Source organism: Thermopolyspora sp. NPDC052614 (assembly GCF_040678635.1).
GTDB lineage: Bacteria > Actinomycetota > Actinomycetes > Streptosporangiales > Streptosporangiaceae > Thermopolyspora.
The window spans coordinates 55,175-69,110 of record NZ_JBFATZ010000028.1 but is presented as its reverse complement, the minus strand read 5'-3'; the positions used below and the strand labels follow the sequence as shown (position 1 = coordinate 69,110).

Annotated in this window: 12 protein-coding genes; 6 read left to right on the top strand and 6 right to left on the bottom strand. The window is 68.3% G+C overall.

The window, feature by feature from the left end:
- Positions 1-2: 2 nt before the first annotated feature.
- Positions 3-1,190, bottom strand: coding sequence for a hypothetical protein (locus tag AB0K60_RS35210; RefSeq protein WP_364065341.1), 1,188 nt, complete (start codon positions 1,188-1,190; stop codon positions 3-5).
- A 104-nt stretch (positions 1,191-1,294) separates the two neighbouring features.
- On the opposite strand from AB0K60_RS35210, the gene AB0K60_RS35205 reads away from it, so the two are divergent.
- Positions 1,295-2,272, top strand: a complete 978-nt coding sequence (locus AB0K60_RS35205; protein WP_364065339.1) for an aldo/keto reductase — start codon at positions 1,295-1,297, stop codon at positions 2,270-2,272.
- 191 nt (positions 2,273-2,463) lie between these two features.
- Here the strand turns inward: AB0K60_RS35205 and thpR are convergent, their stop codons facing one another.
- The gene (gene thpR, locus AB0K60_RS35200) at positions 2,464-3,066 is read right to left on the bottom strand and encodes an RNA 2',3'-cyclic phosphodiesterase (protein WP_364065337.1); all 603 of its coding nucleotides are present in this window, start codon (positions 3,064-3,066) and stop codon (positions 2,464-2,466) included.
- 90 nt (positions 3,067-3,156) lie between these two features.
- Here thpR and AB0K60_RS35195 point away from each other — a divergent pair, with 90 nt between their 5' ends.
- Positions 3,157-4,620, top strand: coding sequence for an ATP-binding protein (locus AB0K60_RS35195; RefSeq protein ID WP_364065334.1), 1,464 nt, complete (start codon positions 3,157-3,159; stop codon positions 4,618-4,620).
- Between the two features lie 116 nt (positions 4,621-4,736).
- Here the strand turns inward: AB0K60_RS35195 and AB0K60_RS35190 are convergent, their stop codons facing one another.
- Positions 4,737-5,723 carry an endo-1,4-beta-xylanase gene (locus AB0K60_RS35190; protein WP_364065332.1) on the bottom strand — a complete coding sequence of 329 codons (987 nt, stop codon included), beginning with the start codon at positions 5,721-5,723 and terminating at the stop codon, positions 4,737-4,739.
- A gap of 976 nt (positions 5,724-6,699) precedes the next feature.
- Between AB0K60_RS35190 and AB0K60_RS35185 the strand changes: the two genes are divergently transcribed.
- The 3 genes from AB0K60_RS35185 to AB0K60_RS35175 are packed head-to-tail and all read left to right on the top strand — an operon-like array spanning position 6,700 to position 12,030.
- Positions 6,700-7,644 (top strand): DUF559 domain-containing protein, encoded by a 945-nt coding sequence (locus AB0K60_RS35185; protein ID WP_364065328.1) that lies wholly within the window; start codon positions 6,700-6,702, stop codon positions 7,642-7,644.
- Position 7,645: 1 nt separating this feature from the next.
- Positions 7,646-8,374 carry a hypothetical protein gene (locus AB0K60_RS35180; protein ID WP_364065326.1) on the top strand — a complete coding sequence of 243 codons (729 nt, stop codon included), beginning with the start codon at positions 7,646-7,648 and terminating at the stop codon, positions 8,372-8,374.
- Positions 8,374-12,030 carry a DUF87 domain-containing protein gene (locus AB0K60_RS35175; RefSeq protein ID WP_364065323.1) on the top strand — a complete coding sequence of 1,219 codons (3,657 nt, stop codon included), beginning with the start codon at positions 8,374-8,376 and terminating at the stop codon, positions 12,028-12,030. Before AB0K60_RS35180 ends, AB0K60_RS35175 begins: the two co-directional genes overlap by 1 nt.
- Here AB0K60_RS35175 and AB0K60_RS35170 read toward each other — a convergent pair.
- The 3 genes from AB0K60_RS35170 to AB0K60_RS35160 form a co-directional block, all read right to left on the bottom strand.
- On the bottom strand, positions 11,959-12,156 hold the full coding sequence (locus AB0K60_RS35170; RefSeq protein ID WP_364065321.1) for a DUF397 domain-containing protein: 198 nt from the start codon (positions 12,154-12,156) through the stop codon (positions 11,959-11,961). The genes AB0K60_RS35175 and AB0K60_RS35170 overlap by 72 nt on opposite strands.
- Before the next feature lie 151 nt (positions 12,157-12,307).
- Positions 12,308-12,505, bottom strand: coding sequence for a DUF397 domain-containing protein (locus AB0K60_RS35165; RefSeq protein ID WP_364065318.1), 198 nt, complete (start codon positions 12,503-12,505; stop codon positions 12,308-12,310).
- A complete protein-coding gene (locus AB0K60_RS35160) occupies positions 12,487-13,323 on the bottom strand; it encodes a helix-turn-helix transcriptional regulator (protein ID WP_364065315.1) in 837 nt (278 codons plus the stop codon). The genes AB0K60_RS35165 and AB0K60_RS35160 overlap by 19 nt, the downstream gene beginning before the upstream one ends.
- Before the next feature lie 138 nt (positions 13,324-13,461).
- Here AB0K60_RS35160 and AB0K60_RS35155 point away from each other — a divergent pair, with 138 nt between their 5' ends.
- Positions 13,462-13,857, top strand: coding sequence for an ATP-binding protein (locus AB0K60_RS35155; protein ID WP_364065312.1), 396 nt, complete (start codon positions 13,462-13,464; stop codon positions 13,855-13,857).
- The last annotated feature ends 79 nt before the right edge of the window (positions 13,858-13,936 follow it).

Sequence of the window (13,936 nt, the reverse complement as noted above, 5' to 3'; positions counted from 1 at the left end):
GGTCAGCGGGCCGTACGGGCGATGAGGGTGATGATCGCGGTGGCTCCGGCGGCGAAGGCGAGCCAAAGGAGGATCATGTTGAGCGGGACGCCCTCATCGCTCTCCTCTTCGGCGGCGGCCGAGGTGCCGGAGGCCCCGGCGGGCCGGGTGGCCTCGGTCGTCGCGGCGGGAGAGGCGCTCCCGCCGTGTTCTCCGGGTTCCCCGGCCCCCTCCCTGGCCCCCTCCCCGGTTCCCTCTCCGGTCGACGTCCCGGCGGAGGCGGTGTGGCTGAGCACGTCCTCGGGGAGGGCGACGCGGTAGACGGGGCTGTCGGAGCCTTCGCTGCCGGTGAGCAGGTACAGGCCGTCGGGGGTGTAGGCGATCGACTCGGCCTGGTCGAGCGCGGGCATGGCGACCCGGGCGATCAGCTTTCCGGGGGCGCTGTAGACCGAGGCGGAGAAGTACGTGCGGATGACGAAGCTGGAGCCGTCGGGCGCGTACGCGGCGTCGGTGGCCATGATCGGCGCGGGGCCGACGCGGCGCAGGATGTTGACGCGGTCGGTGCGGAGCCGGGCGGGGGCGCGGTAGACCGATCCGGAGAACTCCTTGCTGACGATGTACAGGCGTCCGGTGCCGGGGTGGACCATGATGCCCTCGGCGTTGCGCCCGCCGTCGGCGTACCGGAAGCGGTAGCGGGTGGCGCGCAGGGTGGCGTTGGTCATCGACTCCGGCTCGATGACCTTATACACGGATATATCCGGCCAGGCGCCGTCGAGGTTGTCGCCGATGTCCGCGAACCACAGCACCCCTTTGCCGGTGGCCCGGTCCACCGAGGCCGCCATGCCCTCCCAGTCCCTGGCCGCCGCCCCCGCCAACCGGAACGTCGCCCGGGTACGGCCGTCCGGCCCGACGGCGAAGAACTGCGGCCCGTCGTCGCTGTCGTTGTGGGTGTAGTAGATGCCCTTGTGCGTCGGGGAGACCGCGATCCCGCTCGACTCGGTGATCCGCTTGTCCTTGAACCGGAACAGGATCTCCTCGTTGTCCTCCCGCCACGCCAGGTCGCTCGTCCAGGAGCCCTCCGCGCGGGCGTCGGCCGGCCGTACCTGATCCGCCCGTGTGGGAGCGGCCTGAGCCGCGCCACCCGGCCAGGCGAACACACACCCGAACGCGACCAGCAGCCGAACCAGCGCACCCCCCGCTCGTGACCCCATTCCGCCATAATGCACTGTCGGTCCGACAGTCCATGCACATCCCCGCGTATCCGCTCACCAAAGGCACTCGACTGGAGTGCACTCCAGGTACCTAGGGTGAAGGCATGGAATACACGCAGCTCGGACGCAGTGGACTCAAGGTCAGCCGGCTCTGCCTCGGCACGATGAACTTCGGCCCCGAGACCTCCGAGGAGGACTCGCACGCCATCATGGATCGTGCCCACGAGCTTGGCATCAACTTCTTCGACACGGCCGATGTGTACGGCCGGAAGTTGGGCGAGGGCGTCACCGAGAACATCATCGGACGCTGGTTCGCCAAGGGCGGCGGCCGCCGCGAGCGGACGGTGATCGCGACCAAGGTGCACAACCCGATGGGCGAGTGGCCCAACATGCGCAAGCTGTCGGCTTTGCACATCCGGCGCGCCTGCGACGCCTCGCTCAAGCGGCTGCAGACCGACTACATCGACCTGTACCAGATGCACCACATCGACCGGGACACTCCGTTTGATGAGATCTGGGAGGCGATGGAGGTCCTGCGAACACAAGGAAAGATCATCTATGTGGGGTCGTCCAACTTCGCCGGATGGCACATCGCCAAGGCCCAGGAGACCGCGCGGCGGCGCGGCTTCAACGGCCTGGTGACCGAGCAGTCGCACTACAACCTGCTCACGCGTACGGTCGAGTTGGAGGTCCTGCCCGCCTGCGCCGACTACGGCCTCGGCGTGATCCCGTGGAGCCCGCTCGGCGGCGGCCTGCTCGGCGGCGTCCTCCGCAAGATCGACAAGGGCCGCTCCGCGTCCCCGCACATGGTCGAGCAGCTGGAGAAGCACCGCCCGGCGATCGAGCAGTACGAGGCGTTCTGCGACGAGATCGGCGAGCAGCCGGCCAACGTCGCCCTCGCCTGGCTGTTGCGCCAGCAGGCGGTCACCGGGCCGATCATCGGCCCGCGCACGATCGAGCAGCTCAACGGCACCGTCCGCGCCGTCGAACTCGCGGATGAACTCGACGACAAGGCCCTGGCCCGCCTCGACGAGATCTTCCCGGGCCCCGGCGGCCCCGCTCCCGAGGCGTACGCCTGGTAACACACCCGAACCCCCGGTTCACCGGGGAGCAGCCTTAACGATCACATGGGGTGCGGTTCCCGTCGTCCGCGGGGGCCGCACCACCCGTACCCAGGCGTCACGTGAGCAGAGCGCCGATCACCACGATGATCACCAAGAGCGCGAGCACCGCGGGAAGCAGCCAACGTCGGGGACGGTCCACGCACTGGAGCCTAGTCGGCGTCCGCGACCGTCCGGTCCCGCAGGTCTCCCCCGATCGGCCACTGCGCGATCGACTCGTACCTGACCGACCGGCCCAGATAACTGCGCATCAGGTGAACGGTCCCCGCCCGCCACGGCCGCCCCGCGAACCCGCTCATCCCCTCCACCAGCGCACGCAGATCGGTCCGCTGCCGGCACCGGGCCAGCGTGAGATGCGGATGGAACCGCCTGCGCTCCCCCCGCCCCACCCCCGCCTTCTCCGCCCCGGCCGTCACCGACCCGGCCAACCCCGACAACAACGGCCGCCCCCGCTCATCCGCCACGACCCCCCTCATCCCCACCCAGAACACGTTCGCCCGCCCCGCCGACGGAAACGCCCCCGCCCCCGCGAACGCCACCTCCACGGCCGCATGCCGCGCCGCCGCCCGCGCCAGCCGTACCTCAAGCCCGCCCAGCAGCCCCTCGTCCACCTCCCCGAGGAACGCGAGCGTCACATGCCACAACTCCTCCGGCACCCACCGCAACTCCGACCATTCCCCCCGCCTCCCCCGAACGGCCTGCGCGATCTCCGCCAGCGCCTCCTCCGGCGGCAACAAGGCCACGAACAACCGCACGACACCCTCCCTCGCCTCCCTCGCCGCCCTTAGAGGCGTACTTCTAAGAGTTATAGTTCTAAGAGGTACACCTCTAACGAAGGCCCGGCCATGACGATCCCAAAGCCTGCGCACATCTTCGACCGAGAAGCCGAGTGGGCCGGCCTCACCCGATTCGTCGAGGCCGAGAGCCCCAGCGTACGGCTGGGCGTCGTGAGCGGCAGACGGCGGCAGGGCAAGACGTTCCTGCTCAACGCGCTCGCCCACGCCGTTGGCGGCTTCCATTTCGTGGCGGCCGACGACACCGAGGTGGAAGGTCTGCGCCGGTTCGGTGAGGCACTCGCGCTGCACACCGGCGGCGGAGGCCGGTTCCACTTCACCTCCTGGGACGAGGCCATCGAGCGCCTGTACGCCCTCGTCCCGAGCGGTGTGATCATCATCGACGAGTTTCCCTACCTGGCCAAGGCCAGCCCCGTGCTGCCCTCCCTCCTGCAGCGCGCCCTGGACCCTGGGGGCATCGCCCGCGAGAGCCGGGTGAAACTCCTGCTCTGTGGGTCGGCGATGTCCGTCATGGGGGGGCTTCTCGCTGGAAACGCCCCGCTACGTGGCAGGGCCAGCCTCGAACTCGTCGTACAACCGCTGGACTACCTGACGGCCGCACGCTTCTGGGGCTGCGAGGACAAACCCGAACTGGCCGTACCGCTGCATTCCATCGTCGGGGGTACCCCCGCCTATCGACATGAACTCGTCTACTCCGACGCTCCCGACTCGCTCGACGACTTCGACGAGTGGGTGATCAGAACCGTGCTGAACCCGCTCGTACCGCTGTTCCGCGAGGCCCGCTACCTGCTGGCGGAGGAAGCCGAGATCCGCGACCCCGCGCTCTACCACGCCGTGCTCGGCGCCATCGCGACCGGTCACACCACGCGGGGTGGCATCGCCAACCATCTGGGACGTCCCTCCACACACATCAGCCACCCCTTGGTCGTCCTTGAGGACTGCCGTTTGGTCAGGCGCGAACAGGACGCCTTCCGCCCGGGGAGGGCGGTCTACCGGATCGCGGAGCCCTTGATCTCCTTCTACGAAGGCGTGATGCGCCGCACGTGGAGCTTCCTGGAACGCGGGCAGGCACGAGACGCCTGGCGGCTGTCCCGCGAGACCTTCCTCTCCCAGGTCGTCGGCCCCCACTTCGAGGAGCTCTGCCGTGAGTTCGCCCTCCGCTCGTCGATCGACCTGTTCGGCGCCCTCCCCGGTCACGTCTCCGCCGGAACGGTCGCCGATCCCGCGAACCGAACCACCATCGAGATCGACGTGGCCGTACTGGCGCCTGGCGACGCCGCCAACCACCGTACGGTGATCTCCTTGGGCGAGGCGAAATGGGGGAAGGTCATGGGTCTGCGCCATTTGGACCGCCTACGACGCGCACGTGACCTGCTTGCCGTCAAGAGTTACGACACCAGCCAAACCGTTCTCGTCTGTTACAGCGGCGCCGGCTTCGACCCCGCCCTCCAGGCCCAGGCCGCCGCCGACGACCGGATCCGGCTGATCGACCTACGTCGCCTGTATGAGCGCTGACCTGCGGGAGGCATCGGTCGCCCGTGCCGTACGCAGAGGCCCGGCCACCTCGTTCGGGTGGCCGGGCGCGGGACTCTGCGGTGCGCGTGCCTGCCGCACGTGACGCGGGGCGCCGGTCAGCGGCGGGCCTTCGCGAGCGCCGTCTGCAGGGCGGTGTAGGCGGGCTTGGGGCGGAAGTCGTCGGTGAAGATCGTGGCCTCGCCCTCGTTCGGGAAGAAGACCGGGACCCAGGAGTACCTGTTGGTGGTTCCCCAGACAGTGAAGGACGTGCAGCCCCGGACGCTCAGGCACGCCTCGACGGCCTGGCGGTAGTAGTCGGCCTGGGTCCGCAGCTGCTCCTCGGTGGCGGTGCCGCCGTTGAGCGGGATGCGGACGTCGACCTCGGTGACGGCGGTCTCGAACCCGGCGTCGTCGAAGCGCTTGAGGTTGGCCGCCATGTCGGACGGGAAGGAGAAGGCGAGGCTCAGGTGGCCCTGGACGCCGAAGCCGTGGACCGGCACGCCGACCGCCCGCAGCTCCTTAACCAGGTTCAGATAGGCGGTGCTGCGCGCGTTGACGCCCTCGGCACCGAAGTCGTTGAGGAACAGCTTCGCCTTCGGGTCCGCCTGGTGCGCCCAGCGGAAGGCGTCGGCGATGATGCCGGGGCCAAGCGTGCGCAGCCAGATGTTCTCCGACGTACGGTAGTTCCCGTCGCCGTCGAAGATCTCGTTGGCCACGTCCCACTGGTGGATCTTGCCGCGGTAGCGGCCCACGACGGTGAAGATGTGCTCCTTGAGGATCTTGCGCAGTTCCTCGGCGCTGAAGTTGCCCTCGTTCAGCCAGGCCGGGTTCTGGCTGTGCCACAGCAGCGTGTGGCCGCGTACCTTCTGGCCGTGTCTCTGCGCGAAGCGCACGATCGCGTCGGCGGGCCCGAAGTTGTACTTGTGCCGCTCTGGGTGCACGAACTCCCACTTCAACTGGTTCTCGGGGGTGAGCGAGCTGAAGTGCTCGGCCAGCACGCCTCGGTACGTGTGGTCGAATGTGAACGGATCGGGATAGTCCTGTTCCAGGTGGTGACCGCCACCCGCGGCGGCGGCGCCGATCGCGAATCCCCTCGGCGCCACGTCACGCAACTGTCCCTTGTGCCGTCCGTGCGAACCGAATCCCTCAAATCCGGCCGTTCCGGGATCCCGCGGTGAAACGGCCGTCGCCGGCAACGCCCCGTAGGCGAGCAACGCCGAAGCGCCAACGGCGATGGCAATGAGTCGGGTCACCCTCATCTGTCACTCCTGTGTGCGGGGACGGGGGGACGCCATCAGTAGTCGCCGGCAACGACCAATGGTTTTTGTAATGTCACAGGAACATTACGTATGCGATCAACCACCGTCAAGACCTAATCCGGTACAGGTCCCGCGCTGTAATTCTGGCCTGCCGCTTCGCGCGCCGCTCCCCTGACATCCGGCCCGGCGATCACAATTCCATATCCATTACCATGGTTACACTCGTTCTTCGGCACGACAGGCGATCACGACCGTGAGCAATCGTTGACAATTCAGCTGTTCGCGAATTGATGAAATGCTCCGACAAGCGATTCGGGTCGCCCACGCATTCATGCAGGCAATGGCCGATCCTTGATTCTGGAATCAATTCGCCGCAGGTGGCGCGACGCAACGCGCTTCGCCGGCGACCGGCGGATCGTCGCCCACCAGTGGTCTCGGGAGCGTCCGCCCAAGTACCCTGCCGACCAGCCCCGTTGGCACGCAAATCGCCCCTCGCCGCAGGTCAGCCACCCTCCCTGCGCCCCCGCGCCGTGGTTCTTCCGCGGCCGTGCGCGACGGACGGCGGTTGTTGGAACGTTACGTAATAGTTTTCCGACTCTCGCCTATATCCATTCTCATTGCTATAACCTCCCGACGTCACCAGGAGCGGACGTGAAAGGCGGGCGTTGTGGCGCGGTGGTGGGCCGAACTGCCGACGGGCCGTGTCATATGCCTTGCGGGGGCGGGAAGAGCGGCCCTCGCGGCGGACCTGCAGGTGCTCCCCGAGGACGCGCCGGCGATCATCGGATACTCCGCTGTTCCGGGGCGATCGGCCCCTGAAATGATCGCCTGCGCACTGGAGGAACTGGAAAAGGCCGCCGTCCGGCTGTTTCCGGCCTGGCTGCCCGACGCCGGCGGTCTCGCGCGCCCGGCCCCTCGCGGCGGTCCCGGAGCGCATGCCGTCCGCAGGCTCGCCCTGCGCATGGCCGCGCGCACCCCGCACTTCGGCCCCTTCCTCGCCGACCTCGCCGAGGCGGCGCTCTGCGGAACCGGCGGAAACGGCGGCACGCGGTGGTCGCGCAGGTTCGCCCGCGAGGTGCGCGCCGCCGGACTCGCCCGCGTACTCGCCGCGAGCTTCGGACGGACCCGAACGACGCTCCTGGTGGACGTGCCCGCCGGGCTCTCCCCCGCCGACGAGGAGCTGTTCGTCGCCGGTTGCGAATGGCTCGCGTACGCGGGCGGCTTCGGCGTCTGGCTCACCGGCACGCCGCTCGTCGCCGTCGACCGCGTCGAGTCGATCCCGGTACTCGTGCCGCACCCCCGGACACCTCCCGCCGACGTACCGGGCACCGAAGCGGGCGACCGCACCGCCGAAACGGGGGCCGTCCCCGCCTCCGGGCAGGTCGTCACGTACCCGGCCGTGTCGGGGAGGCCGCACCCGGCCAGCAGGGCGGAGCATGCGCTGGAGGCCGCGCTCGCGACATGCGACTGGGCGACCGGCCGGGCGTGGAACCAGCTCCACCAGTCGAACCCTCTGGCCCCTCCCGTCCGGGTGGACCTGCTGTGGCGCGACGAACGGTGCGTCGTCGAGATCGACGGCGACGACCACCGCAGGCCGTTCAAGTTCAGCGCCGACCGGCGGCGCGACGTGCAACTCCAGCTGGACGGCTACGCCGTGCTGCGCTTCACCAACGATCACGTTTTGCAGGACACCCAACTGGTGGTCCACCAGATCCAACGCTTCATCCTGAAGCGCCGCCATACCGAAACGTCGGAAGGACGATGAGATGTCCGAGAAGGAACTGTCGGCGCCAGAGCTTCAGGCGCTCTTCCTGCTGATGGCCGAGGCCGACGAGGTCTCCAACATCGACCTCAAGCAGCGGTACGGCTACACGCTCACCGGCGTGCCGCGTACCAAGCTCAACGGCAAGAAGCTGGTGGAGAGCCGCAAGCAGGGCCGCGCGTACGTCCACGTCCTCACCGACAGCGGCTGGGCGCGCGCCAAGGCCGAGCTGGAGAAGGAGGAGATCCGGCTGGGCACGGGCGCCGCGGCGGCCACGTGCCTCGCCGTGCTGCGCGGTCTGCAGCGCTACCTGAAGCGCACCGGCCAAAACGTCTCCGACGTCTTCCTCCCGTACACGGCCGCGCAGAGCGAGCCCGCCCCGACCGCCGAGGCCGCACCGATCTCCTCCGCGACGCCCCAGGAGGCCCCGGCCGCTCCCGCACCGCCCGCCGCGATGCCGTTCCCGCCGGAGGACGTTGAGAAGCGCATCCGGGCCGCGTACGCCGAACTGGCGCCGGGACCGGGCCGCCACGTCCCCCTCCTCCGGCTGCGCGCGCTCCTGACCGACCTACCGCGCGAGGACGTCGACGCCGCGCTGACCCGGATGAACCTGCTCCCGGACGTGTTCGTGGACCCACAGGCCAATCAGAAGATCCTCACCCCGGAGGAGCGCGCGGCGGCCGTGCGCATCGCCGACCAGGACAAGCATTTGATCTCCATCGAGGTGCGCTGATGGCGGACGAAAGAAGCGTCCTCGCCGGTCTTCGGCTCGACTACACCCAGGCTCCCGACCACGTGTGGCGGCGCTCGCCGTACCACGTCGACACCTTGCACCGCGATACGGCCATGCTCCTGCTCGCCGGCATCGAGGAGGCTCGGGACAGCCGGGACGCGAGCCCGATCGGCCTGGTGGTGAAGGGCTCGCGAGGCACCGGCAAGACCCACCTGCTCGGCTGGGTACGCGAGCAGGTGCAGCGGCACGAGGGCTATTTCTTCCTCGTGGGCCTGCTCGACGCCCGCAGCTTCTGGGACAGCGTGGTCGTGGCGATGCTCGACGGCCTGTGCCGCACCGGCGAGGACGGCAGAACGCAGCTTGAGATCTTCCTCGCCCGGCTGTCGTCCCGGATAGCGCCGCCGCCCGACATCCGGGCGGCGATGTGCGGCGACGCGCCGCTCACCCGCGAGGCGCTGGACGCGTTCGTCCAGGCCGCCGCCCGGATCGACAACCAGGTGATCCGGCTCGGCCGCGACACCCTGCGCGCCCTGGTGCTCCGCGCCTCCGCCGACTTCACCGCCCAGGACATCGGCGAGGCGTACCTGACCTGCGGCTCCGAGGAGACGCCGGGCGAATGGGCGCTGTGGGGCATCCGGCATCCGGCGAAGTCGCCTCAGGAGATCGTCCAGGACATCTCCCGGCTGCTGGCGCTCACCGGGCCGACGGTCATCGCGGTCGATCAGATCGACATGCTCGTCGCCCAGTCCGGCATCAGGTCCCAGCACGCGGAGCACGACTGGCGGGGGGCGCTGCTCCTCGAACATGTCGCCCACGGCCTGCTGTCGCTGCGCGAGTACACCCGCCGCACCTTGACGATCGTCTCCTGCCTGCCCGACACCTGGGAGCTCATCGTCTCGCACGCCACCAACACCGTTCAGGACCGCTTCAGAACGACGTTCCAGCTCGGCGTGCTGCCGGACGCCGAGACCGCCCGCCTGCTGGTGGAGAAGCGGTTCACCGCCCAGTACGACGCGATCGGTTTCACACCGCCGTACCCGACATGGCCGGTCAAACCGACCGTGTTCGCCGAAGCCGCGAACTGGACACCGCGCGCACTGCTCATCAAAATCGACGACCACATCCGGTCATGCCTGCTGAGCGGCGAGATCCGGGAGATGGACACCCTGACCGGCCACGCCCCGGCCCCGGCGCCGCGGCCCGTCGTCACCCCCGGGCGGACCGAACGCGCGCTACTCGCCCTCGACGAGCGGTTCGCCGCGCTACGTGCCGCCGCCGACGTCACCATGGCGACGAACGCCGCGACCGAAGACGAGACGATGCCGAAGCTGCTCGCCGCCGGCCTGGAGGCGTGGGTCGCGGCCCTCGGGGAGCCCGGCACCGAATTCACCCAGGATCCGGAGCCGAGCGCGAACCCCGCCCTCCACGCCCGCCTGCGCCGCAACCTCGACGAATCCACCGAAGACCAGATGCACTGGGCGTTCCGCGCGATCGCCGCCACCAACGCCCGAGCCGTCATCACCCGCCTCCGCAAGGCCGCCGTCGAGGCGGGCCTCACCGCCGACGTACCCAAGCGCCGCCTCTTCGTGCTGCGCAACGACCCCTGGCCGACCGGCCCGAAGACCCACGAGGCCGTCACGCTCTTCGCCACCGCCGGCGGCCGCGTCCTCGGCTTCACCGAGGACGACCTCAAAATCCTCGCCGCACTCCGCGACCTGATCGCCGAAAACCCACCGCACCTGCGCTCCTGGCTCGCCTCCCGCAAGCCGGTCGAGCACGTCGGCTTCCTCCGCGCGGCACTCGACTCCTGGACCGATCCATATTCGCCCCCTCCCACCGACCAGTTCCCGCCCAGCGCGCCGGTGAGGCGACACGGCGGCCTCGGCCCCGCAGGCTACGCAGCGCTGGCTGTCCCCGGCGACGTCCTCAGCGACCCCAAACCCCCTGCATCAGCCGCCCCCCAGGGATTCATGGGCGGCCCGATCACGACGACCGCGAGCGGCCTCACGACCACGGACGAATGGCGACCGAGCGGCCTCGCCAACACCCCCGCAGATGCCGCTCCCAGCCCCCTCCGCCAACCCATCCCCACAGCGCCTTCACATGCTGACGTACCGCTCCCCGCCGCATCTCCACGCGACGACGCCACGTCCCGCCCTGCTCCGGGCGCGGCGCAGCACTTCGGCCAAACCGACGGCCCGAACCCGGCCCCGGCTCCCGGCACGTCGTCGCCACCCTGGGCCGGACCGCAGGCGACCGGGGAGTCTGCCCCGCCACCGCTTCACCATCAACCCGCAGCCGTAACCGCGGCTCCCAGTCAGCCGAGTTGGTTCGATGCCAGACCCCGGGCGGCCGACGAAGCCCCATCGCCTTACCGTTCAGCCACAGCCCCAACCACGACCCCTGGTCAGCCGACAGGGCCCGACACCAGTCCGCACATAGCGGTGGGAAGGATGCTGCCCTCGGGCCCGCCGGTCACCGTGCCACTGGAGGCCCTGCGCAAGCACACCGTCATCTTCGCCGGTTCGGGCTCGGGCAAGACCGTCCTGATCCGCCGTCTCGTCGAGGAATGCGCCCTGCACGGCGTCTCCGCCATCGTCCTCGACCCCAACAACGACCTGGCCAGACTCGGCGACCCGTGGCCGACACCGCCCCCGCAGTGGGGGCCGGGCGACGCGGCCAAGGCACACGAGTACCTCACCCACACCGACGTCGCGATCTGGACGCCGGGACGCAGCATGGGGCGCCCGCTCAGCTTCCAGCCACTGCCGGACTTCGCGAGCGTCGCCGACCACCCCGACGAGTTCGGCGAGGCGGTGGACATCGCCGTCGCGTCGATCGCCCCCCGAGCCAAACTCGCCGGAAACACCGTCAAGGCAGAACGCGGCCGTGCCGTACTCCGCGAGGCGATCATCCACTACGGCCGCCGGGGCGGAGGCGGCCTCAAGGGCCTCATCGACCTGCTCACCTGGCTCCCGGAGGGCGTCAGCGCCCTGGACGGCGCGGAAAAGATCGCGGCCGACATCGCCCAGACCCTCACCGCCGCCAGCGTCAACGACCCCCTGTTCGGCGGCGACGGCACCCCGGCGGACCCCGGTATCCTCCTCACCCCACCCCCCGGCAAACGAGCCAGGGTCTCAGTGATCAGCTTCATCGGCCTCCAGCAGGACGACCAGCGCCAGAGCTTCGTCAACCAGCTCCAAATGGCCCTGTTCGCATGGATCAAAAAACACCCCGCGACCGGCCCCCTCGGAGGCCTCCTCATCATGGACGAGGCCCAAACGTTCGCCCCCGCCGGAGCCACCACCCCCTGCACCTCAAGCACTCTCGCCCTCGCCACCCAGGCCCGCAAGTACGGCCTCGGCCTGATCTTCGCCACCCAGTCCCCCAAGGCCCTGCACAACCGCATCCCCGGCAACGCCGCGACCCAGTTCTACGGCCTCCTCAACGCCCCGGCCCAAATCCAGGCCGCCGAGGAAATGGCCCGCGCCAAGGGCGGCAACGTCTCCGACATCTCCCGCCTGACCACCGGCCAGTTCTACACAGCCACCGAAGGCCACCGCCCAGTCAAAATCCAAACCCCCCTATGCCTCACCCACCACCCCGCATCCCCCCTCACCACCGAGGAGGTCATCACCCTGGCAGCCCGCCCCTGACCAATCCTTGCTGTCGCGAACGGCTACGGCACCTTGAAGGCTAGCCACCTCCACGCAGTCGCCGCCGTCATGGCCGCTTCTACTGCTCTTACGCCAGACGGCGTAGCTTAGATCTGTTGCGTCCATCGAACAATCGCATCCTTGGTGATTCGCATGGACACGGCTCGACTGTGAGCATCGGTGTGAATCACATCGTATCGAGACGCAAGCTGCGTGACCATGACCACGATCGCCGGTCGCCTGTCCCCTCGGCTGAACTCGGATTGAGCCCGTCGACTCACCCCCCTGACCGCACTGAGTCCAAGAAGGTCCGCCACTCTGCGGTGGAGAAGAACAGCATAGGGCCAGCGGGGTTCTTGCTGTCGCGAACTGCTATGACATCTCGAAGGCTGGTCACCTCCAGGCAGTCGCCGCCATCGCCACCGCTTCGGCTGCTCTTGCGCCAGTTGAGGTGTGTCAGATCTGCTGGGCCCATTGGTTCATCACATCCTCAATGATCCGTCGAGAAGTGTCCTGTCGGTGAGCATCAGCCCGAATTGCATCGTAACGGGCGCTGAGCTGCGCGACTATACCTCGATCTGCGGCCATATGCCCCTTTGGTTGAGCCTCCATGTAGGCGGCATACGGTGTGCCTCCCATGAACCCCAGAGAGAAACCACCCAACAGGCCACAGATGGCGGCTGGGGAATCCTTAGGAACAACTTGAACCGTGACGTTTGGATATCGACTGGCCTCTAGGATGTATGCGAGTTGATCACTCATCACCTTCGGACCGCCGACACATCGGCTCAGAACGGCTTCGTCGATCAGAGCTAGGACCATCGGAGGGGCGGGCCTTGTGAGGATCGATTTACGTCGAAGACGCGCGGCCACTCGCTCCTCGATCTGTTCGGGACTGATCATAGGTTCCGCCTCAAACACGGCCTGGGCGTATTGTTCGGTCTGGAGAAGCCCCCAGACCAGTAGCGGACTCCAACTCCTGATAGCTGTCGCGTCATGCTCGACGTCGAGCCAGCCTCGGAAGTGTTCGGGGGCCTCCTCCCAGGTTGCGCGCTTGTACAGGCGTAGGAAGTGGTCTGGGGGTGATGGGAGGATTCTGTCCAGGATTTCGGCCAGTTGGCGTGAGGGCTTGCGTTTGACGTTCTCGATGTAGCCGATCAGGGACTCGGAGCAGCCCACACGGGTGGCGAGTTGGCGCTGGGTGAGGCCGGCCTCCAGGCGGTGACGCTGCAACTCGTAGGCGAAATTATGGCGAGGGGACTCTTCTGGGTCGATTGTTAGCATCCGGGCCATTTGGTCCTCACCTTGCCTTCCCGGACTGTCCGACAAAGACTGTCTACTCCGGTCGAGTAAATCGACTACCAAGAGTAGTGCGGTGTTCACCATGCTGGCGGTCAAACGGCCGTATTCGGCGGACGATTGGTGGTGGACATGGCGGCGGGCAATCTGCTGGGGTCGCTGGACTTGCCGGGGCACGAAGAGTCGGTGTCCGAAGCGCGGCAATTCATCAGGAAGATTCTGGGGGCCGAGCATCCGGCGCTGGAGAACGCGACGCTTATGGTGTCCGAACTGGTCACCAATTCGGTGGTTCACTCTGATTCGCGTAATGGCGGCAGAGTCACGGTGGTGGTTACCGAATGCGGCGGTTTGATTCACGTCGATGTGATCGATGAGGGGTCGAAGTCCCAGCCGCGGGTTCAGGCGGATTCGTCTGCCGAGGGCGGCCGGGGTCTCTTCCTCGTCGACTTCCTCGCGGAGCGTTGGGGTGTCTGCGACGACGCGGCTGGGCGGACCGTCTGGTTCGAGGTCAAGGTGGACGGCTCCTGAAGGGCGGTCGTCTGTCGGGTGGTGACCGTATCCCTACTTCATCCCGGCTCTTGTTGGGGGTGCTCGGTGCCGATCGGCA